The organism is Azospirillum sp. Marseille-Q6669, assembly GCF_965111635.1.
The window spans coordinates 17,665-41,095 of record NZ_CBCOOP010000007.1 but is presented as its reverse complement, the minus strand read 5'-3'; the positions used below and the strand labels follow the sequence as shown (position 1 = coordinate 41,095).

The 23,431-nt window shown below is 65.9% G+C and carries 22 protein-coding genes and 1 pseudogene; 15 read left to right on the top strand and 8 right to left on the bottom strand.

The features are described from left to right. Positions 1–560 precede the first annotated feature (560 nt). Positions 561–1,469 carry a recombinase family protein gene (locus tag ACWPXE_RS31665; protein ID WP_103041215.1) on the top strand — a complete coding sequence of 303 codons (909 nt, stop codon included), beginning with the start codon at positions 561–563 and terminating at the stop codon, positions 1,467–1,469. A 285-nt stretch (positions 1,470–1,754) separates the two neighbouring features. On the opposite strand, the gene ACWPXE_RS31660 is transcribed toward ACWPXE_RS31665, so the two are convergent. Further along, complete coding sequence (locus tag ACWPXE_RS31660; protein WP_454021010.1) at positions 1,755–3,488, bottom strand: SLC13 family permease; 1,734 nt, start codon at positions 3,486–3,488, stop codon at positions 1,755–1,757. A 622-nt stretch (positions 3,489–4,110) separates the two neighbouring features. Here ACWPXE_RS31660 and ACWPXE_RS31655 point away from each other — a divergent pair. The 5 genes from ACWPXE_RS31655 (at position 4,111) to ACWPXE_RS31635 (ending at position 11,254) form a co-directional block, all read left to right on the top strand. Then, positions 4,111–8,715 carry a chemotaxis protein CheB gene (locus ACWPXE_RS31655; protein WP_454021009.1) on the top strand — a complete coding sequence of 1,535 codons (4,605 nt, stop codon included), beginning with the start codon at positions 4,111–4,113 and terminating at the stop codon, positions 8,713–8,715. Between the two features lie 350 nt (positions 8,716–9,065). After that, complete coding sequence (locus ACWPXE_RS31650) at positions 9,066–9,575, top strand: hypothetical protein (protein ID WP_454021008.1); 510 nt, start codon at positions 9,066–9,068, stop codon at positions 9,573–9,575. A gap of 68 nt (positions 9,576–9,643) precedes the next feature. Further along, positions 9,644–10,042 carry a DUF2382 domain-containing protein gene (locus tag ACWPXE_RS31645; protein ID WP_103041220.1) on the top strand — a complete coding sequence of 133 codons (399 nt, stop codon included), beginning with the start codon at positions 9,644–9,646 and terminating at the stop codon, positions 10,040–10,042. A gap of 38 nt (positions 10,043–10,080) precedes the next feature. Next, positions 10,081–10,800, top strand: a complete 720-nt coding sequence (locus ACWPXE_RS31640) for a YsnF/AvaK domain-containing protein (RefSeq protein WP_454021007.1) — start codon at positions 10,081–10,083, stop codon at positions 10,798–10,800. A 178-nt stretch (positions 10,801–10,978) separates the two neighbouring features. After that, positions 10,979–11,254: a hypothetical protein gene (locus ACWPXE_RS31635; protein ID WP_454021006.1), complete on the top strand. Its 276-nt coding sequence runs from the start codon at positions 10,979–10,981 to the stop codon at positions 11,252–11,254. Between the two features lie 33 nt (positions 11,255–11,287). On the opposite strand, the gene ACWPXE_RS31630 is transcribed toward ACWPXE_RS31635, so the two are convergent. Next, a complete protein-coding gene (locus tag ACWPXE_RS31630; protein WP_454021005.1) occupies positions 11,288–11,881 on the bottom strand; it encodes an exopolysaccharide biosynthesis protein in 594 nt (197 codons plus the stop codon). 85 nt (positions 11,882–11,966) lie between these two features. On the opposite strand from ACWPXE_RS31630, the gene ACWPXE_RS31625 reads away from it, so the two are divergent. After that, complete coding sequence (locus ACWPXE_RS31625) at positions 11,967–12,122, top strand: hypothetical protein (protein WP_172428794.1); 156 nt, start codon at positions 11,967–11,969, stop codon at positions 12,120–12,122. A gap of 308 nt (positions 12,123–12,430) precedes the next feature. After that, a complete protein-coding gene (locus tag ACWPXE_RS31620; RefSeq protein ID WP_454021004.1) occupies positions 12,431–14,299 on the top strand; it encodes a PHA/PHB synthase family protein in 1,869 nt (622 codons plus the stop codon). 35 nt (positions 14,300–14,334) lie between these two features. On the opposite strand, the gene ACWPXE_RS31615 is transcribed toward ACWPXE_RS31620, so the two are convergent. Continuing rightward, positions 14,335–14,745, bottom strand: a complete 411-nt coding sequence (locus ACWPXE_RS31615; RefSeq protein ID WP_454021003.1) for a hypothetical protein — start codon at positions 14,743–14,745, stop codon at positions 14,335–14,337. A gap of 220 nt (positions 14,746–14,965) precedes the next feature. Next, entirely contained in the window at positions 14,966–16,795 is a 1,830-nt protein-coding gene (gene ybaL, locus ACWPXE_RS31610) for a YbaL family putative K(+) efflux transporter (protein WP_454021002.1), read from the bottom strand. A 146-nt stretch (positions 16,796–16,941) separates the two neighbouring features. On the opposite strand from ybaL, the gene ACWPXE_RS31605 reads away from it, so the two are divergent. Together ACWPXE_RS31605 and ACWPXE_RS31600 are read left to right on the top strand one after the other, a co-directional pair. Continuing rightward, positions 16,942–17,079, top strand: coding sequence for a hypothetical protein (locus tag ACWPXE_RS31605; RefSeq protein WP_454021001.1), 138 nt, complete (start codon positions 16,942–16,944; stop codon positions 17,077–17,079). 113 nt (positions 17,080–17,192) lie between these two features. Continuing rightward, positions 17,193–17,492, top strand: a complete 300-nt coding sequence (locus ACWPXE_RS31600; protein ID WP_103041227.1) for a hypothetical protein — start codon at positions 17,193–17,195, stop codon at positions 17,490–17,492. 38 nt (positions 17,493–17,530) lie between these two features. Here the strand turns inward: ACWPXE_RS31600 and ACWPXE_RS31595 are convergent, their stop codons facing one another. Both ACWPXE_RS31595 and ACWPXE_RS31590 read right to left on the bottom strand, forming a co-directional pair. Beyond that, a complete protein-coding gene (locus ACWPXE_RS31595) occupies positions 17,531–17,773 on the bottom strand; it encodes a hypothetical protein (protein WP_454021000.1) in 243 nt (80 codons plus the stop codon). A 375-nt stretch (positions 17,774–18,148) separates the two neighbouring features. Next, the gene (locus tag ACWPXE_RS31590) at positions 18,149–18,691 is read right to left on the bottom strand and encodes a DUF2147 domain-containing protein (protein WP_454020999.1); all 543 of its coding nucleotides are present in this window, start codon (positions 18,689–18,691) and stop codon (positions 18,149–18,151) included. Between the two features lie 644 nt (positions 18,692–19,335). On the opposite strand from ACWPXE_RS31590, the gene ACWPXE_RS31585 reads away from it, so the two are divergent. From ACWPXE_RS31585 to ACWPXE_RS31570, 4 genes are all read left to right on the top strand, one after another. Then, entirely contained in the window at positions 19,336–19,755 is a 420-nt protein-coding gene (locus tag ACWPXE_RS31585) for a CBS domain-containing protein (RefSeq protein WP_454020998.1), read from the top strand. 125 nt (positions 19,756–19,880) lie between these two features. Further along, positions 19,881–20,213 carry a hypothetical protein gene (locus tag ACWPXE_RS31580; protein ID WP_454020997.1) on the top strand — a complete coding sequence of 111 codons (333 nt, stop codon included), beginning with the start codon at positions 19,881–19,883 and terminating at the stop codon, positions 20,211–20,213. Next, on the top strand, positions 20,210–20,407 hold the full coding sequence (locus tag ACWPXE_RS31575; protein ID WP_454020996.1) for a hypothetical protein: 198 nt from the start codon (positions 20,210–20,212) through the stop codon (positions 20,405–20,407). Before ACWPXE_RS31580 ends, ACWPXE_RS31575 begins: the two co-directional genes overlap by 4 nt. A gap of 307 nt (positions 20,408–20,714) precedes the next feature. Continuing rightward, positions 20,715–21,737 (top strand): histidine kinase dimerization/phosphoacceptor domain -containing protein, encoded by a 1,023-nt coding sequence (locus ACWPXE_RS31570; protein WP_454020995.1) that lies wholly within the window; start codon positions 20,715–20,717, stop codon positions 21,735–21,737. A 66-nt stretch (positions 21,738–21,803) separates the two neighbouring features. On the opposite strand, the gene ACWPXE_RS31565 is transcribed toward ACWPXE_RS31570, so the two are convergent. Then, positions 21,804–22,193, bottom strand: coding sequence for a response regulator (locus tag ACWPXE_RS31565; RefSeq protein WP_174449697.1), 390 nt, complete (start codon positions 22,191–22,193; stop codon positions 21,804–21,806). A gap of 671 nt (positions 22,194–22,864) precedes the next feature. Then, positions 22,865–23,074: pseudogene (locus tag ACWPXE_RS31560) on the bottom strand (cold-shock protein). Positions 23,075–23,205: 131 nt separating this feature from the next. On the opposite strand from ACWPXE_RS31560, the gene ACWPXE_RS31555 reads away from it, so the two are divergent. After that, positions 23,206–23,388 carry a hypothetical protein gene (locus ACWPXE_RS31555; protein WP_454020994.1) on the top strand — a complete coding sequence of 61 codons (183 nt, stop codon included), beginning with the start codon at positions 23,206–23,208 and terminating at the stop codon, positions 23,386–23,388. The last annotated feature ends 43 nt before the right edge of the window (positions 23,389–23,431 follow it).

The window sequence follows — 23,431 nt, the reverse complement described above, 5'->3', positions numbered from 1 at the left end:
TCTCCTTCGCGCTAAGCCCCCCGCCCACGCTACCGCCTTATGCGCCTCCAGGGCTCTCGTGATACTTATCTCGCAGATCACTGCCGCACCTCATCGCAACACATGCAAGGTTGCCGAGACGTGGATCGCCGCATCGGTTCCATGAACGGTTGTCGCCGTCGGTGTCGTTGTCGGGTAGATCAGTTTAGAAGCCGGCTTTACCCGGCTTCCGCTCCGGATCGGCTGGCGTTTTGCAGACCAGATCCGTTTAGAAGAGAGTAGATCGGTTTAAAACCGGACCGCCGCCGCCGAGATCGGCCGCTCCAAGCGCGCCAGGGCGCTCGATTTCAGCCCAATCGCCGTGCCATTCCGCCAATGTCCGCAGCCCGGTTTTGCGGTCCGCGGTCCGGCGCCCTGATCCACGTCGCAGATCTCCTTTGGGACGCTCCCGATCACGGGACAACCGACTGCACGGTCGCTGTAAAAGAATTGGCGCGCTCCGAAACGGTCGTTTACTCTCATTCTCCCAGACTTTACAAAGGGGGCCTCCGGAGGTCTTTTTCCGGCTTGGGAGAAAGGGTATGGCCCTCATCGGCTACGCGCGCGTCTCGACCGACGAGCAGACCACCGCCGGCCAGCTGGACGCGCTGCGCGCCGCCGGCTGCACCGAGATCTTCGAGGAGAAGGCGTCGGGCGCGTCCCGGGCCCGGCCGGAGCTGGCGCGGGCGCTCGCCCGCATCGCCCGCGGCGACACGCTGGTCATCTGGAAGCTCGACCGGCTCGGCCGCTCGCTGGCCCATCTGCTGGAGGTGATCGAGGACCTGCGCGGCCGCGGTTGCCACTTCCGCTGCCTGACCAGCCCGATCGACACCGCCAGCCCGCACGGCACGTTGGTGCTGCAGATGCTCGGCGCTGTGGCGGAGTACGAACGCTCGCTGATCCGCGAGCGCACGCGGGCCGGGCTGGCGGCGGCCAAGGCGCGCGGCCGGGTCGGCGGTAATCCCAAGCTGAAGCAGGGCGACGCAGCGACCGCGCAACGCCTCGCCGACCGGCAGCGCCAGCTCTACCTGCTGGAGCTGACTCGTACGGCGGAGGAGTGGCTGCCCACCGTGCGGCGCCTCCGGCCGTCCCGCTCGTGGGCGGCGGTGACCCGCGCCGTCAACGCCAAGCTGCCGCCGGGTCGGCACTGGACCGCCGAGCGGTTGCGCCGCGCCGTCCGTGCCTTCGTCGCCGAGGGGCTGGCCGACCGGGCGTTGCTCGACAAGATGCCATCCGTCCGCGGTGACGACCGGCTCATGGTGCTGGTCGCCGGCATCGCGCGGGCAAACCCCAAGCTGTCGCTGCGGGCCATCGGCGCCCAACTGGAGGCGATGCGGGAAACCACGCCGCGGGGTGGGCGCACCTGGGCGGCGGCCTCGGTCAAGAGCCTGCTGGACCGCGCGCGAGCGCAAGGGTTGATGGGGCGCGAACAGCGCGCGGCGGTGAAATAGCTCACGCATCGGATGATGATCCCAACCGGGAGTGCGTCCGTGCCTTGTTTGCGGTGCGCAGCATCGTGTGACGGCGGCCGGCCCCCGTGATCCCGTCGGCCTGAACGGGCAAGTCATCGCGCTGCCCCGCCAGGTCGTCGCCACGTCAGTGTGACCCGGCCAGACCAGCCTCCGACGAACCGGACGCGTTTTACCTTGAAGCGGCTCATGGCCGCGTCTTTTCCTGAACGACCGTTTGAATTGGAGCGCACCTTTCGGCGGTGGCGGACGGCGACACCGCCGCCCTCACCGCAACGGCCAGACCAGCGGAATGAGAACGGACCCGACGACGACGATGATCACCGAGAGCGGCAGGCCGAGACGCCAGTAATCACCGAAGCGGTACCCTCCAGGCCCCATGACCAAGGTGTTGCATTGGTGCCCGATCGGGGTAAGGAAGTCGCAGGCGGCACCGACGGCCACAGCCATCAACAAGGGATCGGGGTTTATGCCGAGCCTTTGCGCCAGGCTCGCGGCGATCGGAGCCATGATCAGCGCGGTTGCCGCGTTGTTGAGGAAGGGCGTCAGGATCATCGCCGTCACCATGACGAGCGTGACAACCCCGGTTGGGGGCAAGGCCCCGGCGACCGCGGCGAGGCCTTCGGCGACCAGATCCGCCGTGCCCGTGCGGCCGATCGCATCGCTGATCGGGATCAGGCAGGCGAGCAGAACCAGGATCGGCAGCTCAATCGCCTGATACGCTTCTTGCAAGGTCAGGACACCGAACAGCACGATCAGCACCGCCGCTCCGAAGAAAGCCGCCGGCACGGGAATCAGATCGAGGGCGGCCGCACCCATGGCGAGCGCCAGCAGCATGAGCGGCAGGTACTCCTGGCGCCGCCGCTCCAACCCTGTCGCCCGATCGACGAGCGGCAGGCAGCCGAGACCGCGCAAGGTCTCCAGCATGGCCTCGGCGCTCCCCGCCAGGACGAGGACGTCACCGGCCTGGAAGCGGAGGTTCCGCAGGCGGGTCGTGATGCGGTCGCCGTGTCGGCTGATGCCGAGAAGGTTCACGCCATGCCTCTGGCGCAGCCCCAACTCAACCGGAGAATGGGCGATCAGAGGCGAGTTCGTCATCACGACAGCCTCGACCACACCAACGTCGCTGGAAGCCAGCCCCTCGGCCAATCCCTTGCCCGCCCCTTCGAGACGCAGGCCGGCGTCGCTCATGATCGCCTTCAAGGCGTGGGGATCGCTTTGCAGAACAAGAATATCGCCAACGAACAGCGTCCAATGCCCCGCAGGGATGGAGCGCCTTTCCCCCTCGCGAATGATGGCGATCACACTGACGTTGCCTTCGCCGAGGGCTTCCAGATCGGCCACCGTTTTCCCGACCAGAGGCGATGTGGCTGGCAGACGCGCCTCCGAAAGGTAAGGCTCGACGTCGAAGGCGGCGGCCAGCGGCCTTGCTCCCCGCCGGCCGTCCGGCAGGAGGCGCCAGCCGACCATCAGAAAGGCGAAGCCCGCCGCCACGATCCCAAGGCCGACCGGCGCGAAGTCGAACATGGCGAATGGCGTGCCGGTGAGTTCGGCGCGCACGCGCGAGACGAGGATGTTGGGGGATGTGCCGATCAGCGTCACGAGGCCGCCGATCAGAGAACCGAACGCCATTGGCATAAGGAGCTTGGAGGGTGGGGTGCCGCTGCGCCGGGCGACCTGCATGGCGATCGGCAGGAAAATCGCCAAGGCACCAATGTTCTTCATGAAGGCGGACAGGATCGCGACGCTTCCCGTCAGCACCGCCACCTGGGTTCCGGCTGTCCGCATACGAGGTTCCAGGTTTCTGACGGCCCGTCCGATCACGCCCGACTTGCCGACCCCCGCGCTGACGACGAGCGCCGACGCGACGATCACCACCACCGGATCGCTGAACCCGATGAAGGCCCGATCCGGCGGGACGACGCCGCAGGCCATCGCCACAAGGAGTCCAAGGAGCGCCGCCAGATCGTAGCGAAGCCGGTTCCAGACGAACAGCGTCACCAGCCCGATGAGGATCGTGACGGCCAGGGCTTGATCAAGTGTCAGAGGCGGCCTCGATGTGTTGGGACGGGGGCGGGCCACGGTCCTGTCAGCCGGTGGTGTTTGCGGCGCAACCGGCCGTCGTGCCGGGAACGCGGTCAAGGGAAGCAGCCAAAGAAACAGCAATCAAAGGCTGAAGTCGTGTCGCGCCCCATGACCGGTCCCATCGCCGCACCGGCGGAGCGGCGTCGGCACGCCAAGGGGAGCATGCCGAGGGAAGCAGGCCAAGGGGGGCATCGGGGCAGGAGCGTGTGATGGCCGTTCCTCTTGAAAATCAGCGAGGACATTGGAGGGCAGCTCGGAAAAGGTTTGCAACCGGCGGAAGGCGGGACGATGCTGCATAGATGCGGAACAAGCTCCATATATGTCGAGCGGCGACATAGAAATACATGCCTTGGCCGTAATTTCTCCCAAAGGCGGGCAGGCTTGAATTATCCCTTGAACCGTCGGCTTTCCGCATCGCTTGCCGACCGTTGCCGTGGGCCTGAACGCTGCCACGGAACAATGCGCCGTTCGATTTTAAACCGGAAACGCACAAAGCCGCCGGCTCGGGGCACGCATCCCAATCGGCGAAGGTGAAGGCATGATGACCACTTCCAGCGACCCCGCCGGCCAGAACGACGCGCAAACCGATCCTGGAAAGCCCATGCCCGTCTGGCTTCCCGTGGCGCCGGCCGCGGTCGTCGGAATCGGCGCCTCGGCTGGCGGGCTGAAGGCCATCACCGCCCTTCTGCAGGCCGTGCCGTCGGCAAGCGGACTCGCCCTGGTGGTCATCCAGCACCGCACGCCGAACAACGAGCGGCTGATGGTGGACCTGCTGATCAAGGTCACGCCGTTGCCCGTCCGCACCGCCGAACATGACATGCCGCTCGCGCCGGACCACATCTACATCGCGCCGGCGGGCCGGACGCTGTCCATGACGCAGGGGCGCTTCGTTCTCGGCCCGGCGGTGGATGATGGGGTGACCCTGCCGATCGACGTCTTCTTCCGGTCGCTGGCCACCGAGTGGGAACAACGCGCCATCTGCGTCGTGCTGTCCGGGTCGGGGGCGGACGGTACGATCGGGTTGAAGGCGGTCAAGGAATGCGGTGGGCTGGTGATCGTCCAGGACCCTGGGACGGCGGCGTTCGACGGCATGCCGAACAGCGCGATCGCAACCGGACTGGCCGATTATGTCCTGGCGCCGGAACGGATGGCCGACGCGTTGATCCGCTACGTCCGGCAGCCATATGTCCAGGCCGGCGATGATGGCGGCGACGAATCCGACTCCGGCGGAGAGGATCTCGATCGCATTCTCGAACTGATGCAGGCGCGCAGCCGTCACGACTACCGTGCCTACAAGACGCGCACATTGATCCGGCGCATCGAACGGCGCATGGGAATCCACCAGATCGACGGCATGCGCCGATACCGGGAGTTCCTGGGAACCCACCCCGGCGAGGTCGAGCAGCTTTCCCGCGACATCCTGATCAGCGTCACCCGGTTCTTCCGCGACTCCGAAGCGTTCGAATTCCTCAAGGACGTGATCATCGATCCGCTGGTGGGGGGCCGTGTGTCCGGTCGGCCGATCCGCGTGTGGGTGCCTGGCTGCGCCACCGGCGAGGAGGTCTACTCCATCGCCATGCTGCTGATGGAAGGCTGTGCGGCCGCGAACCGATCCTGCGACATCAAGGTGTTCGGCACCGACATCGACGTGCACGCGCTGGACGTCGCGCGGAGCGGCGTCTATCCGGAAACCATAGTGGTCGACGTTTCAGCGGACCGGCTGGCCCGTTTCTTCATCCGCGTCGACGCCGGCTACAAAGTGAATCGGCTGTTGCGCGAGACGGTGACCTTCGCCGTCCAGAACATGATCAGCGATCCCCCCTTCTCCAACCTCGACCTGATCAGTTGCCGCAACGTCCTGATCTACATCGATCCGGCGGTGCAGCGGTCGATCCTGGAACTGTTCCATTTCGGCCTGGGCGATGGTGGCGGGTTGTTTCTGGGATCGGCCGAGACCATCGGCACCCGGACCGATCTGTTCGCGCCGCTCTCCAAGAAATGGCGGCTGTACCGCAAGCTCGGCAACGGTCGCCGGTACAGCCCGGCCCTGCCGAGAACCATCGGCGTGTCGGTGGGGGCGGCCCTGGCATCACCCGTCGCGGCCCGTGTCAGCCCGGCCGAGGTCACCCGGCACGCGCTTCTTCTCGCCTACGCACCCGCCGCCGTGCTGATCGACCAGCAGCACCGCATCCTCTACCTGTACGGCCCGACCGGCGACTTCCTCGACCTGCCGACCGGGGAGATGCCGCAGGACCTGACGGCGATGATGCGGGGCGACCTGCGCCTGAAGGTGCGCGGTGCCGTGAAGAAGGCTCTGTCGTCGGGGCAGCGCGTGACCGTCACCGGGGTCCGCCACGCGCGTGGGGGCGTTCTCTCCCTGCTCACCGTCACCGTGGCTCCGATCCGCCCGCCCCAGGCGGGGGAGGACGTGCTGCTGGTGACCTTCGTCCGGGGCGCGGTCACGGAACCGGCCCATCCGGTCGGCGGCGGGGCGGGCGACGGCGAGGCGCAGGAGTCCGTCGAAGCTTCCGCCGTCGAGCAACTCGAACATGAATTGAGGGTGACCCGCGAAGACCTGAGCGCCACCATTCTTGAACTGGAAGCGTCGAACGAGGCCCTGCGCGCGGCCAACGAGGAAATCCTTTCGATCAATGAAGAGTTGCAATCCTCCAACGAGGAGATGGAGACGTCGAAGGAGGAGCTGCAGTCCCTGAACGAGGAACTCGGCACGCTCAACAGCCAGCTTCACGAGAAGGTCGACGAGTTGGAATCCGCGACCAACGACCTGACCAACCTGTTGACCAGCACCGACATCGCCACGTTGTTCCTGTCTCCCGATCTGCGCATCAAACGCTTCACGGCACCGGCGACGCGCCTGTTTTCCCTCATCCCGACGGACATCGGGCGTCCGATCACCGACGTGTCCCGCCATTTCACCGATCCGGAGCTGACGGCGGACATCCGCAGGGTTCTCGACACCCTGTCGCCTCTGGAACGCGAGGTGCAGGCCGAGAACGGCAGCACGCTGCTGCGCCGGATCCATCCCTACCGCACGCAGGACAACCGGATCGAGGGAACCGTCATCACCTTCAGCGACGTCACGGCGCTGAAGCGCACCGCCGCCGTCCTCGCCGAGCGGGCCCGGCAGCAGAAGCTGGTCGCCGATCTGGGACGCAAGGCGCTGAGCGACGAGCCCACGAACATTTTTCTCCAGGCGTCCACCCGCCTCATCGCCGAAACGTTCGGAGCCGATTGTGTCGGCATCTTCGTCCCGTCCGCGGAAGACGGGATGTTGAGGCTGTTGGCGGGCTGCGGTTGGGACCAATCCGAGACGGTCCCGAACAAGGTGCCGGGCGATCCCTCGTCGCACCTCGGCCAGACCTTCTGGTCGAGGCAGCCTTTGGTCGTTCGTGATTTCGCCCTCGACCGGCGCGTGCCCGGCGGTCCTCCCGTTCCGGGGATCGCCAGCGGGATCGGCGTGTCCTTCGGTGGCGACGGCACGACGGCGGCGGCGGTCCTGGCTTTGTACAATCGGGAGTCGAAGCGGTTCGACGACGACGACGTGGAATTCGTTCAGGCGGTCGCCACCGTCCTGGGGCTCGCCATGGAGCGGGGCGCCATCCAGGATTCGATGCGGACAGCCCGTGACTTCGCTGAGTCCATCGTCGACACCGTGCGCGAAGCGTTGCTGGTGCTCGATGCCGGTTTGGTCGTGGCGGCCGCCAGCCAAGCCTATTACCGCATGTTTTCCACCACGGCGGAGGCGACGCTCCGGCGTCCGCTGGTGGAGCTTGCCGACGGGATGCTCCGGGACGTCGCCCTGGACGGACGTTTGAAGGCGATGATCACCGCCGGCTCCACCATCGAGGAGTTGGTGATCGACGCCGGACAGGATGCCGAAGGGGGGCGGGCCCTGCAAATCAACGCCCGGCCGCTGAGCCGTTCAGACCGTCCGCTGATCCTGCTGGGCATCGAGGATGTCACCGAACGCAACCGCGCCCAGAAGGCGTTGGACGCCGCCAAGGCGTTGGCGGAGCAGGCGAGCGCCGGCAAGACCCGCTTCCTCGCCGCCGCCAGCCATGATCTGCGCCAACCCGTGCAGGCCGCGGTGTTGTTCCACCATCTGCTGTCCACCCAGGACCTTCCACCGGCGTCGGCAAAACTGCTTTCCAGTCTGGGCAACACGCTGGCCGCGCTCCATTCGATGCTGGAGGAGATCCTGCATGTGTCGCGTCTCGATGCCGGCGTGGTCGACGTTCGGATGAAGCCGTTCCGGCTGCGCAGGCTCATCGACCGCCTTGTCGAGGATTTCGGCCCCCTCGCCCACGCCGCGGGTCTGAGCCTGCGCTCGGTCGACACCGGCGTCACCGTCCGCAGCGACCCGAAGCTGCTGGACCGCATCCTTCAGAACCTGCTCGCCAACGCCGTGAAGTACACCGACAGCGGCCGTATCCTCATCGGATGCCGTCATGTCCGCGGTGCGGTGCGCATCCAGGTCTGGGACACCGGACGGGGAATTCCCGAAGGGCAACTCAAGGCGATCTTCGAGGAGTTCCATCAGGTCGGCAATTTCGCGCGCGACCGCCGCCAGGGGCTTGGGCTTGGCCTGTCGATCGTGGACCGTCTCGCCCTGCTGCTCCACCATCCGATCGGCGTCCGGTCGAGACCGGGGCGGGGATCGGTCTTCGAGATCGTCGTTCCGGTCACCGACGACGCCGAAGCCTTGGAGGACGCCGCCACCGAACCGGATCTCGACGGAACCGGACGGCGTGTGCTGGTGATCGACGACGACCCCGTGGTGCTCGACAGCATCCGCCAGTATCTCGAACGGCATCGCTTCGATGTGTTCGCCGCGGCGGATCGGGAGGCGGCATTGATGCTGATCCCCCCGCAGCGGCCGCCCCATCTGGTCATCGCCGACTACCGTCTCATTGGCGAAGAGACCGGGGCGGATGTCATCAGAAATTTGAGAACCGCTTTCGGGATCGCCGTGCCTGGCATCATCCTGACCGGAGACACCTCGCCGGAGCGAATCCGGGAGGCCAGCCGCAGCGGCTTCTCGCTGCTGCATAAGCCGATCACTCCACAAGACCTCGCGGTGGCCGTGAGGGGCGCGTTGACGGACGACGGCATCGGCACCTGACGTCCTGCCATCGGATGGTTGGGAAAGGCGCATGCCCTTCTGGGCCGCGCGTGCATGGGGCCTGAAGCCGGTGACCGCGGTGTCGAGCCGCTCGATAGCGGCAGCGCGGCCACGATTGCCGACGGCCTCTTTGAAAATACTATTAAGGACAGCATCGCACTGAATACATCAGGGCATATAAAAATTAAAAGGCTGCATTTTTCTATACACGCACCGCTCTCTTTTGGGCGTGATGGGCTTTTTTATTTATAGTGAACTTGTATTTTTGCGGCGCAGCATAATGTAATTGCAAGACGATACAGGTCGAGCACAGCGCTCCCTGGCCACTCAATCAATCAATGGAGACGATTATGGCCGACGGCATGCCCCCGGTTCGCACGATCCGCAGCGCCAGCGACGAGGCGGCGGCAAAGGCGGAGAACTCCAAGGCTCACGCCATCCGGAGCGCCAGCGACGAAGGGACGGCGAGGGGCGGCAGTCCCGTCACCGCGCATTCCCGCGACCATTCGGCCCGGCCGTCCGATGGAACGGCGGCGCAAGCCGGCCGCATGGGCCAGGGCGTCGCCCGCCATGCCGATCGGAACCCAACGGCGGGCATGGAGTTCGGCACGGTCATGGCCTCGAACTATGAGGCGGCGTGTTCCGAGATCGTCCGCTTCATGCATCAAGCGGCCCAGCGCCAGAGCGACATGCTGAACGACATGCTCCGTGCACGCAGCCCGAGCGATGTCATGCTCGCCGGAAACCGCTACCTGCTTGGCGGGCTGCAGGCCTTCTTCGACACCCACGGCCGCATCGCCCGGGCCTCCGCCCATACGGCGGAGGAGGCGGATCGCAGGCCGAGCCGTCACGCCGCCTGATCCGGCCGGCATCCGCCGCTTTTTCGAGGGATGGCAGCGCCACCCCATGCCGTGGCAGGAGGATTTCCGTGAAAGCGCCCACGAACGACCGGACCACGTTCCCGGTGGCCGAAGAACAGGTGACCATCCGCAAGCGTCAGCGGGTCACGGAAACGCTTCAGGTCCACACCGTCACCCACGAGCACGAGCAGCCACTCGAAGCCGAGTTGTCGACGCAGACGCTCCGCATCGAGCGGGTGCCATGCGACCGGTTCGTCGACCACGCGATCCCCGACCGCCAGGAGGGTGAGACGACCATCATCTCGGTCGTCGAAGAGGTCGCGACGTTGAGTGTGCGGCTGAAGCTGGTGGAGGAGGTGCGCATCACCCGCCACACCGAAATCCGCAGGGTTGATGACGCGGTCAAGCTGCGCCGCCAGGAAATCATCGTCGAACGGGGGCGGTCCCCACCCGACACCGAGGTCTGACCGCCCCCCGCAATCATCTGAATTCAACGGAGACCATCATGAGCACGATCGTCGTAGGGCTCTACAAGGAGCCGCGCGCCGCCAAGAAGGCCTTTCACGCCCTCGTCGCGGCGGGGTGCCGGGAAAAGGACATCGACACCTTCGACGGGGCCGGCAACGCCGACAAGGCAACGCAGCAACTGCTCGGTCACGGTTTCACCAAGGACGTGGCACAGCGGTACGGTGCGGCCGTCAAGGAGGGGCATACCCTGGTGGCCGCCGACATCGCCGATCAGGACGCGGATGCCGCAGAGGCCATTCTCGACGAGAACGGTGCCGTCGGCCTTCCCGAAACCGCCTCCCAGCCGGGGAAGGCGGCTCGCGGGGCGACGGTCGGGGAGGAAACCGTTCCCGTGGTCGAAGAGGATGTGGACATCGGCAAACGCCGCGTCGGCACGGGCGGGATGCGGGTGACGACGGAAGTCACCGAAACGCCGGTCCGGGAGACCGTCCGGCTGCGCGAAGAGACGGTGGATGTCGAACGCCGCAGGGCCGACCGCGTTCTCGGTGAAGGGGAGACGGACGCCGCCTTCGAGGAGAAGACCGTCGAGATGACGGCCACCTCCGAAACGCCGGAGGTGACCAAGGAAGCGCGCGTGGTCGAGGAGGTCGTGCTGTCCAAAAAAGCGGTCGAGCACGAGAAGACCGTCGAAGCCACGGCGCGGCGCACCGATGTGAAGGTTGAACCCACCGGCAACCGCTCCGGCACCAAGCGCTGACCTGAAGCCGCCCACCCAGGCCGTCTCCCAAAAGTCGCCTGTCATTGCCGGCGAACGCCTGCTCCACGACGGGGCAGGCGCCTCGGGACGGCCCGATCCAATGAGGGGAAGGCGGTTGGCCCCCGCCCGCATCGCCTTCCCCTTCGCACCATGTCGATCACGCTTCAGGAGACGTCCTATGCTCGCACGCACCAGCCGCAGAACGGTGACGTTCTCGCACCCCTTCGAATTATCGGGGATCGACGGCGTGCAGCCGGCGGGAACCTACATGGTCGAAACCGATGAGGAACTGGTCGATGGCCTGTCCTTTCCGGTTTACCGGCGTGTCGTGACGGTGATCCTTCTGCCGGCGCGCGCCGGCGGCACGACCCTCGCCCAGGCCGCCACGATCGATCCCTTGGACCTGGAGCGGGCCGAGCAGGCCGACGCGGCCATCCCACAGGCCACCCCATAGGCTGGTGCCGCGGGCTATGATCCTGCGGCCCGGTTACAGCGCGCTCGGCAGCCAACCGGCGGCGCTCATCGCCTGCCAGGCCGCTCCCACGACGATCATGGAGAAAAGGAGGGCGCCGACCAGCGCGACGCAGAGCAGCGCGCCGTCCTCCTCCAGATAGGCGAAGGCGATCAGGACGATGAGAAGCGCCGGGGGAAGGTTGCTCAAGGGGACGGGGATGAGGAGGCTCGCGCCAAGCAGCAGGACAACACCACCGACCGCCCGCTTGGTTGCCGTGAACGGGGTGGCCCAGCGCGGGCGGATGAACCGTTCCAGGCAGCGCAACACCGGAACGGCCCGGCGGATGATCGTGGCCAGCCGGCGGGTCTCGACGTGACGGGTGGCGATGCGGCGGGGGAAGGCGGGGCCGGGGTGATCCAGGACCATCTGGAACGCGACGATGGTGAGCAGCACGCCGGCCATGGCCGATACGCCCGGAAGCACGCCGAGGAGCGCCAGCAGGAGCAGGACGACGCCGAAGGAACGATGACCGAGCCTGCCGGCGAGCCAGTCCAGCGTCACATACTCCGCGGGCGCTTCGCCGAGAATTCCGTTCAGCATCACGGACGTGGGCGGACGCGTGATCATGACAATGCCCCCTCAGACTGTTGAGCCATCGGGAGATGGGGGCGGACGGTCGGCTCGGAAGGGTGAAACGCATGGGGGAGATGGCATGAGCCAGTCGCAAGTGGGCCTGTTCATCGCCGCCGCCTCGGTCATCGCGGTTTCCGTCGCCTTATACCGGCGCGGCCGTCTCAGCGAGGCTGGGCTGGGCGGCGTTCTGGTCGGCATCGCCGCCGTGGTGGCGTGGATGCTCTCCAGTCCGTGATGGGTCTCACCTGGCGTTGGACAGAACGAAAGACCACCCGCGATGTTGATGCCGGGGTACGTCCTCATCGACCGTCTCCGGAGCCGATCGAATCCTGATCGCCCGCCACGGTCGGCCAGCCACGGCCAGATGGGACGAACGAAAGAGGGGCTTCTCCCATGGGCACCGATAGAGGCACGGAACACCGCCGCCAGCGGCACCAAGCCGCTGGAGATGATGCAGCCGCAAATCGACAGGCCGGGATGGATGGCGATCCGGATCGGCGGCCCTTGAGGCCTGACATGGCCTTGGGGCTCTGGACATCCTGGATGGAAGCCAACGTCGGTGCCGTCCGCGATTGGAGTGGAGCCGTCAGGCCATGGTGGCAGGTTTCGCCCAACGATCTCACCGGCACCCTGCGGGACGCCGGAACCCGGCGGCTCAACGACGTCCTGGCCAACGACCCGGTGCTCCGGTCCATCGACGGCCTATGGAGCGCCAATCCCTTCCGCACCATCGTGCCGGTCGACTGGGCGGAAGTCGCCCGCGCGCTCCGGACCGTGTGGATGCTGTCGCTCAGCCGTCCGGACAAGGCCGCCCGCAAGGCCGCCGATGTTCAGGCGGCCGTCTGGACGTCCGCGATGGAGGCCTGGAACGACGCGGGCCGCCGCTGGTGGGGCATGGCCGCCGGCAAGGGGGCGGACGCCGCTGGGTCGGGATCGGCGCCCCAAGGCGACAAGCGCTTCGCCGCGCCGGAATGGCACACCAATCCGGCCTACCGCACACTCAAGGAGATGTACCTGCTGGCCTCCGACTGGCTGCTGGAACAGGGCGAGCGCGCCGACGGCCTCGACGATGCCGAGCGGCGGCGGCTGACCTTCCATCTCCGCCAGTTCGTTGACGCCATGAGCCCGACGCTTTTGCTGTTCTCCAACCCGGCCGCTTTGCGCCGGGTGTTGGAAACCGGTGGCGTCAGCTTGGCCGACGGTGCGCGCAACCTGCTCTCGGACCTGAGGGAAGGCCGCCTCAGCATGGTGGACGCCACCGCCTTCGAGCCGGGGCGCAATCTGGCGACCACCCCCGGCAAGATCGTCCACCGCAACCGGCTGATCGAGCTGATCCAGTACCAGCCGGCGGGTGGGGCGGTGCACGCGGTGCCGCTGCTCATCCTGCCGCCGTGGATCAACAAGTACTACATCCTCGACCTCCAGCCGAAGAACTCGATGGTGCGCCATCTGGTCGAGCAGGGTTTCACGGTGTTCATGATCTCGTGGAGGAACCCGGACGCCTCGATGGACGGCGTCGGCTTCGACGATTACATGGACCTCGGCCCGCTGGAAGCCGCCGACGTGGTGCGTGACATCACCGGAGCCACCTCCATCAATGTGATGGGCTACTGCATCGGTGGCACGCTGCTCGCCATCACGCTCGCCTGGCTGGCGGCGAAGGGTGACACCCGGTTCAACGCCGCCACCTTCATGGTGTCGCTCCAGGATTTCTCCCATGTCGGCGACACCGCGGTGTTCATGGGCGAACCGGCGGTGGACTTCATCGAACAGCAGATGATGGAGCGCGGCTACCTCGACAGCCGGGAGATGAGCAACATGTTCAACCTCCTGCGCTCCAACGACCTGATCTGGTCGAACGTCGTCAACAACTACCTGATGGGCAACAAGCCCCCGGCCTTCGACCTTCTGTATTGGAACAGCGACGGCACCCGCATGGCGCGGGCGGCGCACAGCTGGTACCTACGCAACACCTATGTCGAGAACAACCTGATCGCTCCGGGCAAGGTCAGGCTCAAGGGCGAGGCCATCGACCTCGGACGCATCCCTCAGGACGTCTACGCGGTCGGCGCGGAGAAGGACCACATCGTGCCCTGGGACTCCGCGTGGCGCGTCACGCAGCTGCTCAAGGGGAGCAAGGTGCGCTACGTGCTGGCGTCCAGCGGGCACATCGCCGGCATCATCAACCCGCCCGGCGGCAAGGGCACCTACTGGACCAACGGCGCCGGAGAGCCTGGCGCGACCGCTCAGGCGTGGCGCGGGAAGGCCACCGCGCACAGCGGCAGTTGGTGGACGGACTGGACGTCATGGTTGGCTGAACGGTCGGGTCGAAAGGGAAAACCGCCGACGCTGGGCAGCGCGACACACCCGGCGCTCGCCGACGCGCCTGGAACCTATGTCCTGGAAAAGTAAGCCCGCCACGCTTCCCCGCGGGCGCGGACGGGGGGTCAGGACCAGAAGCTCATCATTCCCCAGGCGCCGAGCACCGCCGTGAGCAGAAGAAAGAACCAAGGGTTGACGATGCCCGTGCGGCGGCTCCGGTCGACGACTTCGCCGTTCGGAGCCGTGGCGGACCCGCCTTCCGGCAGAAGCTTCACCAGACGATCCGCGGTTGCGACGGCATCCGGGGCTTCGGGCTGTTGGGCCGGAAGCCGGCGGAGGATGACGGCGAGCGCCGATGCCGCGGCGTCCTTCGGCAGCGCCGCCAGGCGGGCCGCCTCGGCCCAGGGATCAATGTCGAGCCGCGCGAGCGCGGACAGAACGCTGAGGCGGCTTCCGTTCTCCTCGTCCCACAGCGGGGCGGACAGGAACTCGTTCAGATCGGATTGATGCAGGGTGTATTCAGGGCGTAACGGCATATCAGCCTCCCATAAAACTTTATGTTCTGTTCATGTATATGGCGACCATCTTGCAAAAATCAGCGGTGAACCGAGGAGATTTGTTGACGGATGGATTCTCAAGAGAGTTTCATTCCCGAGATTTTTGTAAGGTTCATCTTCTTGAATGAGGGGAACGGCGTTAATTTTCTCAGCGGTTGAGACGTTCAAGACTTTGCACTTTCCTCCACTCCGATGTCCGTCAATCCGGCGGCGGCGCCTCGTCGCGGTGCTGGCGCAGTTCCGGCGCCCCGCGCCAAGGCTCTCCGTGCCGCCGCTCGTAGACGCCGCCCTCGCCCGCGATGCGAACCCCCTGGACCACGGCCCGCGCTTTGTCGCCCGAGGAGCCGAAACTGCGCAGGGCGTAGTCCATCAGCCCGAAGGCGAGTTCGCGCTCCCCCATGATCGCCAGCCCCACGCCTTGCCTTTCCAGGTGGGCGACCTCCGCCTCGCTGTGGGTCCGCACCGCCGTATCGATGGAGGGGTTGATCCGGCGCGCAAGATCGAGGACGCGCCGTGTCTGGTAGCCCTGGGGTGTGGCGACGACGATCAGCCGCGCCCGCCGGGTGCCGGCGGCCTCCAGAACGCCCGGCGTCGTCGCGTCCCCATAGACCGCCGGCACGCCGCGTTCACGCAACGCCTCGACCCGCCGGCGGTTCTGGTCGATGACCACGATCGGCAGATTCTGGCTCCTCAGCCCCTTGCCGACGACGCTGCCGACCCGTCCATAACCGACGATGACCGCATGATCCCGCGGGCCTTCGTGGGCCGGAGGCAGCATCGAGAGGCGGTCGTTTCTCTGGCGTTCGAGACGGCCCAGCATGCCCGGCCTCCGGCGCAGCCAGCCGGAGAGACGGTCGAGGCCGGCGAACACCAACGGATTGAGCGTGATCGAGAGCAGCGCGCCCGCGAGGATCAAGTCGCGTCCCTCCGGCGGCAGCAGCCCGAGCGTCACCCCGAGGCCGGCCAGGATGAACGAGAACTCGCCGACCTGCGCCAGACTGGCCGACACAGTGAGCGCGGTCGAGGCCGGGTAGCCGAACGCCATCACGATGCCGAACGCCGCCAGCGTTTTGCCGAGGACGATGACCAGGACGACGGCGAGCACGGCGAACGGCTCGTGGACCAGGATCATCGGGTCGAACAGCATGCCGACCGAGACGAAGAACAGCACCGCGAAGGCATCCTGAAGCGGCAGCGCGTCGGCCGCGGCTTGATGGCTGAAGTCGCTCTCGCTCAGGACGACACCGGCGAAGAAGGCTCCGAGAGCGAAGGAGACGCCGAACCACTCGGACGAGCCGAAGGCGATGCCGAGCGCGGTCGCGAGCACCGAGAGCGTGAACAGCTCGCGCGAGCCGGTCCGGGCGACCTGCATCAGAAGCCACGGGATCGCGCGCGTGCCGACCACCAGCACGAGGGCCAGGAACAGCGCGACCTTGCCCAGCGTCAGGGTCACGGCCAGGACACCGCCGCCGGCTTCGTCCGCCGCGCCGCGCGGCGTCCCGCCGAGCATGCCCGCCAGGGCCGGCAACAGCACCAGCGCCAGCACCATGGCGAGATCCTCGACGATGAGCCAGCCGACGGCGATCCGTCCGTTCGCCGAATCCAGGAGGTTGCGCTCCTCAAGGGCACGCAGCAGCACCACGGTGCTGGCGACCGACAGCGCCAACCCGAACACCAGACCCGCGCCGAACGGCCAGCCCCAGATGTGCGCGACGCCGATGCCGAGCGCCGTCGCCATCACGATCTGGCCGAGGGCGCCGGGAATCGCGATGGCGCGGACAGCGAGCAGATCCTTGATCGAGAAATGGAGGCCGACTCCGAACATCAGAAGGATGACGCCGATCTCGGCGAGTTGGGACGCCAGCCCTTCGTCGGCAACGAAGCCGGGCGTGAAGGGACCGGCCGCGACGCCGGCCAACAGATAGCCGACGAGTGGAGGCAGCCGGAGCTTGCTGGCGAGAAGGCCGCCCAGGAAGGCGAGAACCAGACCCACGACGATGGTGGCGATGAACGTCGTCTCGTGCGGCATGGCGATCCTTGTCCGGCCTCGGGCGGTGCGATGCATGGCCGTACGGACGGCAGGTGTTCGTCTGCGCCGTCGCCTGTGCCCTCGCGCGTCTCCATGTCCATTGGATGATGATAGAATATGGGCTTCGCTTTGATTTCGATGGCTGGATGGTCATCGACACCACGGTGGTGAACGGCGAACTGGTCTGCGAGGCGGTTCAGCGTGGTTTGTCCTTCGCTGAGGCGGAGTATCTGGCGGAGTGTCTGACGCGGTATGTGACCGATCTTCACGCCAATCGGAACTGAAGACGCCGGGCGGCTGACAAAATGCGCGGGGTCCAGTGCGCACCCTCGCAAGATGGAGGGTGGAGCGCCACATAAGGGAGGGCCGCGGCTCGAACGTTGCCCTTGAGGACACCATGAAGCCCGCCGTCATTGCCCTTTTTCTTTTCTTCGCCATTGGAGCCGCCGCCGCGGCCGGTGAGCACACCCCTACGCACCTCTTCGCCCCCGGCAATCACGTCGATGCCGCCGGCGTCGTGCGCGACCGCGGGAACCGGCCCATCGGGCATATCGAGGCGGACATCAAGGGAAGCCATGTGTTGCGCGACAGCGCCGGACGCCACATCGGCAGCGTCGAGCGCGGCTTCTCCCATGGTGAATTGGTCGTCCGGGACAGCGAAGGCCGCCGCCAGGGCACGCTCGAACGCCGGCAGTGATACGGAACCCTCGCGGCCTGCACCGGTTGATCGCCGGATCAGTAGAACACCCCATCGTCCAGATCCTTTCTGAACGGTTCGCACCAGGCGGAGGGGAGCGACGAACGGTAGACCCGACAGGTTCGGGTCGGCGCATAGGTCACCGTGATGGTGTGGAATCGGACGGTGCCGCCCCTGACGACATGAGCCTCGACACGGTCCTTCATTCTGAAATCGTCCGGGCGGAGCGTGACGTGGGCGACGCACCGTTCGAAGGCTTCCCTCTCGACATCCCTGAGCATGGTAATTCCTCCGGTTCAGGCCACGGGCCCATGAATCAAGACGAAGAGTACGACCGCCAGCACGACGGCGACCGGGATCACCAGCGGCGGCACAACATACCCCATTGCAGCGCTCCAAAAGGTTGTGGAGCCTGGGGATCTGGGCGTTTGAAGGATCATGGTCATGCTCCGTATGGTCGGCGGACCGCATCGGGTATGCCCTGGCGACGTCCTATCGCCATTGCACCTCCAAATGAGGCTGATCAAGGGACTGCGATGGGCTTCATGGAAGAGGTGGTGCTGAAATGAGCTTCGCACCGTGGCAATTCCGGCCTATGAACCCATGAACCGCAGAAGAAGGACGAGGGGTGGCGGCGGCCTGTTAAAGAGTAAATCCTATCGGCCGCTGCGGCAGTTGTATTCTATATCGTTTGCGGACGAGTTTCTCACCCGTGTCCAAGTTCGGCTCCTGCCGAAGATCGGCAGGCCGATATAGGCGTGAACTTTCAATGTCTGATCCGACAGAGCGGTGATGGTGCCGCGGTAGGTCCGGCCATCCTGCGGGTTGTAGACTGACCCGTCCCACGTATCGGGGCCGGTGGATCTGAGACCGGTTATGACAACAAGCCCACAGATCCGTTGTGCATGCCTGGCAGGATCGGGATTGTTCCGGTCCAGTCGAAGCGATCCACCCGGCTCTGTCGAACTCTCCAACCAGACAATTCGGCCGCAAAGCTGACCGGCGCATTCAGAAATTTTGAGGGCGGCGTCCTTGTCCTCCGTCAGCCAGACACCGTGCAGGTCTGTGGCCGAAACCGCCCCCGACATCGTGGCAAGCACCAGAAATCCTGCCCGCAATGTCATTGATGACAACGTCGTTAAGGAATGAAGCAGAATGCGCAACGCATGGTCCAATGTGCCGATCACCTTCAGCGCCACTCAGGAACTGGTTGCGCGACGCTGCGTGTTGATGACGCCTGGATTGCAATCGGGAGCCTTGCCCAGTGCGGGCCGGGCAACGACGGCATCGCATCCGGCAGACCGCCCGCATCAATCGTTCAAGGCTGATTGCCGCCCATTGTACCGGGAATGAGCGGTCGGATACTCCCGCTCGCTCCATGGTGAGCGCTTGTGCATCACCAATGTTGCCAACAGTCGCATTGGCATCACATCACGGTTCGAGACAAAGATCCGAGAGCCATTTTAGGCGGGGCTGCACCCTGGACTTCAGTCAATTTGGGCAGCGGCGGGGCTGGCGTGTATCCACAAGCTTGGCTTGTCGGCAACGCGGTCTTTTTTAAAATCACAGTGGCCACGAAATCGACATCGTCGCCCATGCCGGGGCGGATGATATTGCGTCGCATCAAAATGCGATAAAGTTATTATTATTATATTTTGGAGAAAGCCGCTGTATTTTTCTTGGGAACTTGGATGAGGCACCCCATGTTATTTTTAGTTATTTTAGAAGCGCCAAGACATTGCCGGCGGACCCGCCGGAACAGGCTCGTCCGTCCGAAATCCGATGGCCCCGCGAGGCCTGTCCACTGAACCCCGCTGATCAAACGCCGTGGAGAAGTCCCGCCATGCCGCGCCGAATCTTCGAAGCGATGCCCGCCACGGATGCGGTGGTCCTGCCCCCCTCGGCCACGGTCCACGCCGCGGCGGTGGCGATGAAGGAACGGCGGCAGTGCGTGGTGCTTGCCATGACCGCCGGCCGGTTGGACGGCATCCTCACGGAACAGGACGTGGTTCGCCGCGTCGTCGCCGAGCGGAGGGACCCGGACCGTGTCACCGTGGCCGAAGTCATGACCCGGCATCCGGACACGATCCCCGCCACGGACCTCGCGCTCACAGGGCTGCAGATGATGGAGGACGGAGGGTACCGGCACCTGCCGGTCATCCATGACGGGCGCGTCGTCGGGCTGATTTCGCGCGTTGATTTCGTGGGATCGGAGAAGACCGAACTGGAAGCCGAGCGCCAGTGCTGGGAACAGCTCCGGTGATCCCCAACCGGACCACCGTCACACACGTCCCCCAACGGCCCCGGCACGGCAAGAACAGGCACGGCAAGAACACGGCAAGACCGGCCGGGCGCGCAGCCATACCGGCGAAGCGGGAGGGTTGAAGCATGGGACGCGCGCACTATCTCGTCGCGCAACGCGGAACCGGCTGGTTCATCCTTCTGGAGAAGAAACGGTACGGCCCCTTCCTGAGCGGGCGGAACGGCGCTCTGACCGCCGCCGTGCAGGCCGCGCATCAAGCCGGCAAGGACGGTCACGACGCCCGCGTGTCGTTGCGCGCCGTGGACGGCATCGCGCGGACCGTCTGGTGCTTCGGGGTTGACGGCTATCCTCCATGCTGGGTGGAGCCGTTGCGGATCGTGGCGCCGAAACCGCGTCCCAAGCGGCCGCGCCCGGCGGCGCTAGCGCCGAGGCGGCCCGAACCAGGAGGAGTTCCATGATCGACCGCGAACTTCTGGGGCGTTACCAAATGGTGTTCGGTTGCACTTTCAACGTGGCGCTCTGGACGCAACGGCCCGGCGATGGTGTGAATGACATGATGCGCGCCGCACTTGCCGGATATGGTCCGCCGGTGACCGACGAGCGTATCACGTCCCGCGTGCGTGAGCGGTTTGTATTCCCGGACGTCCCTTAGAGCGGAGCGAACCCATGTCCGTTTCCTCCGGCCCGGCGACGGCCGACCATTGGCGCCGTGGTGAGGGTGCCGGTCGCGTCACGGGGGGCCTCTCGGTGGCCGGACGGTGGCCGGGCGCGTCTCAGAGACCCGCGCGACCGACGGCATCTGGACTCCGCCGTCCGATGCCGTCCGTGCCTTGCTGCCGACCATGAACGGCTTCCGTCCAAACCTCCCCGGCACACCGGAGCGCTCCGATGCGGAATGGAAGGTGGGAGCGGTGCGGCAACAGGGAGGAGTTTTCGTAAAAGCGGTCGCGGTCACGCGGATGCCGATGATCGTCGCCGATGCAACGCTGCCGGGGAACCCGGTGATCTTCGCCAACGGCGCCTTTCTGGACATGTCCGGCTACACCATGGACGAAGTCCTCGGGCAGGAGCCGCATTTCCTGGACGGGCCGGACACCGATCCCGCGACGATCCAGCGGTTCAAGGCGGCCCTTGCCGAGCAGCGCGACGAAACGCTGGAAATCCTGCAGTACCGAAAGGACGGCGGCACACTGTGGGCAGCGCTGTTCGTCGGCGGTTGGGCCGACGCCAGCGGCCGGGTCGTCCACCATTTCCTGTCCTTCCTGGACATCACGCGCCGCCGCGCCGCCGAGGACGACCTGCGGCGCCTCACCCAGGACCTGGAGCGGCGGGTGGCCGAGCGGACGCAGGAGTTGACGGCGGCCAACGCGCGCCTGTCCCGCCTTCTGGCGGAGAACGGGGTGCTGCTGCGCGAAGTGGACCATCGGGCCAAGAACAGCCTTGCCATCGCGTCGTCGCTGCTGATCACCCAGGCCTACCAGCAAGCCGACCCGGCGGTCAGGGCGCTCTTCCTGGAAACGCAGGAACGGTTGGGGGCGATGGCGCAGGCCCATGACCTGCTCAGCAAGTCCCTGGACCCCAGCCGGATCGGGCTCGCTCCCTACCTGAGGGATCTCTGTGCGTCCCTGATGACGGCGGCCGGCACGAACGCCGGCATCCGGATCGAGGCGCAGGCGGACGAGGACATTCACGTGCCGGCCAATCACGCCATCGCGCTGGGGCTGGTGGTGAACGAACTGGTCACCAACGCCGTGAAGCACGCGTTTCCGTCGTCTCGAACGGGGCACATCAAGGTGACGGCCCGGCGGTCAGGCGCCAGCCATGTGATGCTGCGCGTGCGCGACAACGGAGTGGGCATGTCCGGCGATCGCGAAGGTGCCCTTGGCTATGGGATCGTCCGCTCCCTCGTCGAACAGATCGACGGCGAGATGGACATCGACCGCGATTCCGGTGTCGCCGTGACGGTCACGTTTCCGGGATGACGACACCGCTGCCCGGACCAACGCGGAACCACCGGTGAGGAGCACGATCGGCGCATCCGGCAGGCATTATGCCGGCTCGATCACCCACTGGATGGCCACGACAAGGTCCGCCATCGAAATTGGTTTCACGAGGAGCCGCATGCGACCGGGATCGCCCCTTTGAATGCTGGCCACGCCGTCCTCCGGCGGCGTCCCGGTCACGACCACGACCGGAAGACCGGGCCGCCCGCCACGCAACCGTTGGATCAGGACCTTCCCGTCCATGATGGGCATCCTGAGATCGGTCAGCAACAGGTCGGCCCGGTCCTTGGCATCGGCTTCCAGCGCGTCCCGGCCATTGTGTGTTACCGTGACACGGAACCCCGCACAGACCAGGGTATCCTCCATGGCCATGGCTACGAGAGCCTCGTCCTCGACCAGAAGGATGTGAACAGAAGGTGTCGACGGCGCGTTCATCCGAAAGCCTTCGTCGTGGCGGCGGGTCCCGTTGGATTGGCACGGCGTGCGCCGGCCGGTTTGAGCGGGCCGCATCGGTTTCCGCTTCCCGGCCGTCAGGCTTTGCGAACTGACAGCCCGCCGGCCGTGTCGTCAAACGGCGACGACGAGGCGCACCATGCGTGCCGTGATGTCCCGGTTGATGCACGGGCCTTCGCGGACCGGATTCCCATCGCAGGGGCTGGCTATGTCCCGTCTCCAATGGTTGGGCCAGTAAAGCTCCGGAATGGGGCCTGACGACCTTGAGGCCGTCGATCGGTCTGTGGAACCGGCGGTCGCGAATAACCCCTCGCGCGTCATCTTCCTTTTCAGAACCCGCAGGGCGCTCCCCATGTTGTTGTCGCGGATCGGACGGCTGTTCTCCGGTTGTTCTTGGAGTGGAGGCTGTTCGGCGTGAGACGCGCTCAGCCCAGAGGGTCGAGAGCGATCCGGCGGACCTCGCGCGGGGTGAAACGGGGCCATCCCGGCGCCCATGCCTGGTCAACGCCGGGCGCAGGCGATGGATGTTGGGGGCGGGCGACCTGGGTGGTCCCGGTCGAAAGAGGTTTGATGGTCATGAGGGTCCTCCGGCTGATGCTGACAAAGTCCGCCGGCCGTTGCCGTTTTCTGTTGAATTTCGGCAGCCGCGGCGTTCAAAGCGCGCGCCGATTCTCGGCCGGAACCTTGCCCCGCCGCAGGTCGCGGACGGCCTCGAACGACAGACTCTATCCTTCGTTGAGATGGCCGCTGCCGGAACGGTCGACGGCGGAGATCTGGACGAAGACGTCCCCCGAGCCGTCCTCCGGCTGGATGAAGCCGTAGCCCCTGGTGGAATTGAACCACTTCACGGTGCCGATGGCCATGGGCCTGTTCCCTTTTTGATGGTGCCCCGCCCGACATCGGGAGGAGATCAAATTCACTTCGGGAAAAGACACCCAGACCGGAGACCGGGGCTGGAGATAACAGGCCCCGGAGCAAACTTGATGTTTTCCACATGGGAACCGGCACCGGCGTTGGCAAGCAGATCCTGGCCGGTTGTCGGGAGACGGCGGTGCGCCTGTCCGAATGCGCCGCAGCCCCGTCAGCGCTTATCGGCGCCAGCAACGTCTACGAACTTGCCGCGGCGACCGCCATCAGCCTGTTCGAGTTGGGCCCAGCGCCGCGTTGGCCACTGTGACGGGCATGCCGCTTGACGTTCAGGTGATGCTGTTTTGGCAAGG

Excerpts from the sequence above, each read along its gene's own strand:
- ACWPXE_RS31665 (WP_103041215.1), top strand. The coding sequence starts at position 561 with ATGGCCCTCATCGGCTACGCGCGCGTCTCGACCGACGAGCAGACCACC.
- ACWPXE_RS31655 (WP_454021009.1), top strand. The coding sequence starts at position 4,111 with ATGATGACCACTTCCAGCGACCCCGCCGGCCAGAACGACGCGCAAACC.
- ACWPXE_RS31650 (WP_454021008.1), top strand. The coding sequence starts at position 9,066 with ATGGCCGACGGCATGCCCCCGGTTCGCACGATCCGCAGCGCCAGCGAC.
- ACWPXE_RS31640 (WP_454021007.1), top strand. The coding sequence starts at position 10,081 with ATGAGCACGATCGTCGTAGGGCTCTACAAGGAGCCGCGCGCCGCCAAG.
- ACWPXE_RS31635 (WP_454021006.1), top strand. The coding sequence starts at position 10,979 with ATGCTCGCACGCACCAGCCGCAGAACGGTGACGTTCTCGCACCCCTTC.
- ACWPXE_RS31630 (WP_454021005.1), bottom strand. The coding sequence starts at position 11,881 with ATGATCACGCGTCCGCCCACGTCCGTGATGCTGAACGGAATTCTCGGC.
- ACWPXE_RS31625 (WP_172428794.1), top strand. The coding sequence starts at position 11,967 with ATGAGCCAGTCGCAAGTGGGCCTGTTCATCGCCGCCGCCTCGGTCATC.
- ACWPXE_RS31620 (WP_454021004.1), top strand. The coding sequence starts at position 12,431 with ATGGAAGCCAACGTCGGTGCCGTCCGCGATTGGAGTGGAGCCGTCAGG.
- ACWPXE_RS31615 (WP_454021003.1), bottom strand. The coding sequence starts at position 14,745 with ATGCCGTTACGCCCTGAATACACCCTGCATCAATCCGATCTGAACGAG.
- ybaL (WP_454021002.1), bottom strand. The coding sequence starts at position 16,795 with ATGCCGCACGAGACGACGTTCATCGCCACCATCGTCGTGGGTCTGGTT.
- ACWPXE_RS31605 (WP_454021001.1), top strand. The coding sequence starts at position 16,942 with ATGGTCATCGACACCACGGTGGTGAACGGCGAACTGGTCTGCGAGGCG.
- ACWPXE_RS31600 (WP_103041227.1), top strand. The coding sequence starts at position 17,193 with ATGAAGCCCGCCGTCATTGCCCTTTTTCTTTTCTTCGCCATTGGAGCC.
- ACWPXE_RS31595 (WP_454021000.1), bottom strand. The coding sequence starts at position 17,773 with ATGCTCAGGGATGTCGAGAGGGAAGCCTTCGAACGGTGCGTCGCCCAC.
- ACWPXE_RS31585 (WP_454020998.1), top strand. The coding sequence starts at position 19,336 with ATGCCGCGCCGAATCTTCGAAGCGATGCCCGCCACGGATGCGGTGGTC.
- ACWPXE_RS31580 (WP_454020997.1), top strand. The coding sequence starts at position 19,881 with ATGGGACGCGCGCACTATCTCGTCGCGCAACGCGGAACCGGCTGGTTC.
- ACWPXE_RS31575 (WP_454020996.1), top strand. The coding sequence starts at position 20,210 with ATGATCGACCGCGAACTTCTGGGGCGTTACCAAATGGTGTTCGGTTGC.
- ACWPXE_RS31570 (WP_454020995.1), top strand. The coding sequence starts at position 20,715 with ATGCCGATGATCGTCGCCGATGCAACGCTGCCGGGGAACCCGGTGATC.
- ACWPXE_RS31565 (WP_174449697.1), bottom strand. The coding sequence starts at position 22,193 with ATGAACGCGCCGTCGACACCTTCTGTTCACATCCTTCTGGTCGAGGAC.
- ACWPXE_RS31555 (WP_454020994.1), top strand. The coding sequence starts at position 23,206 with ATGGGAACCGGCACCGGCGTTGGCAAGCAGATCCTGGCCGGTTGTCGG.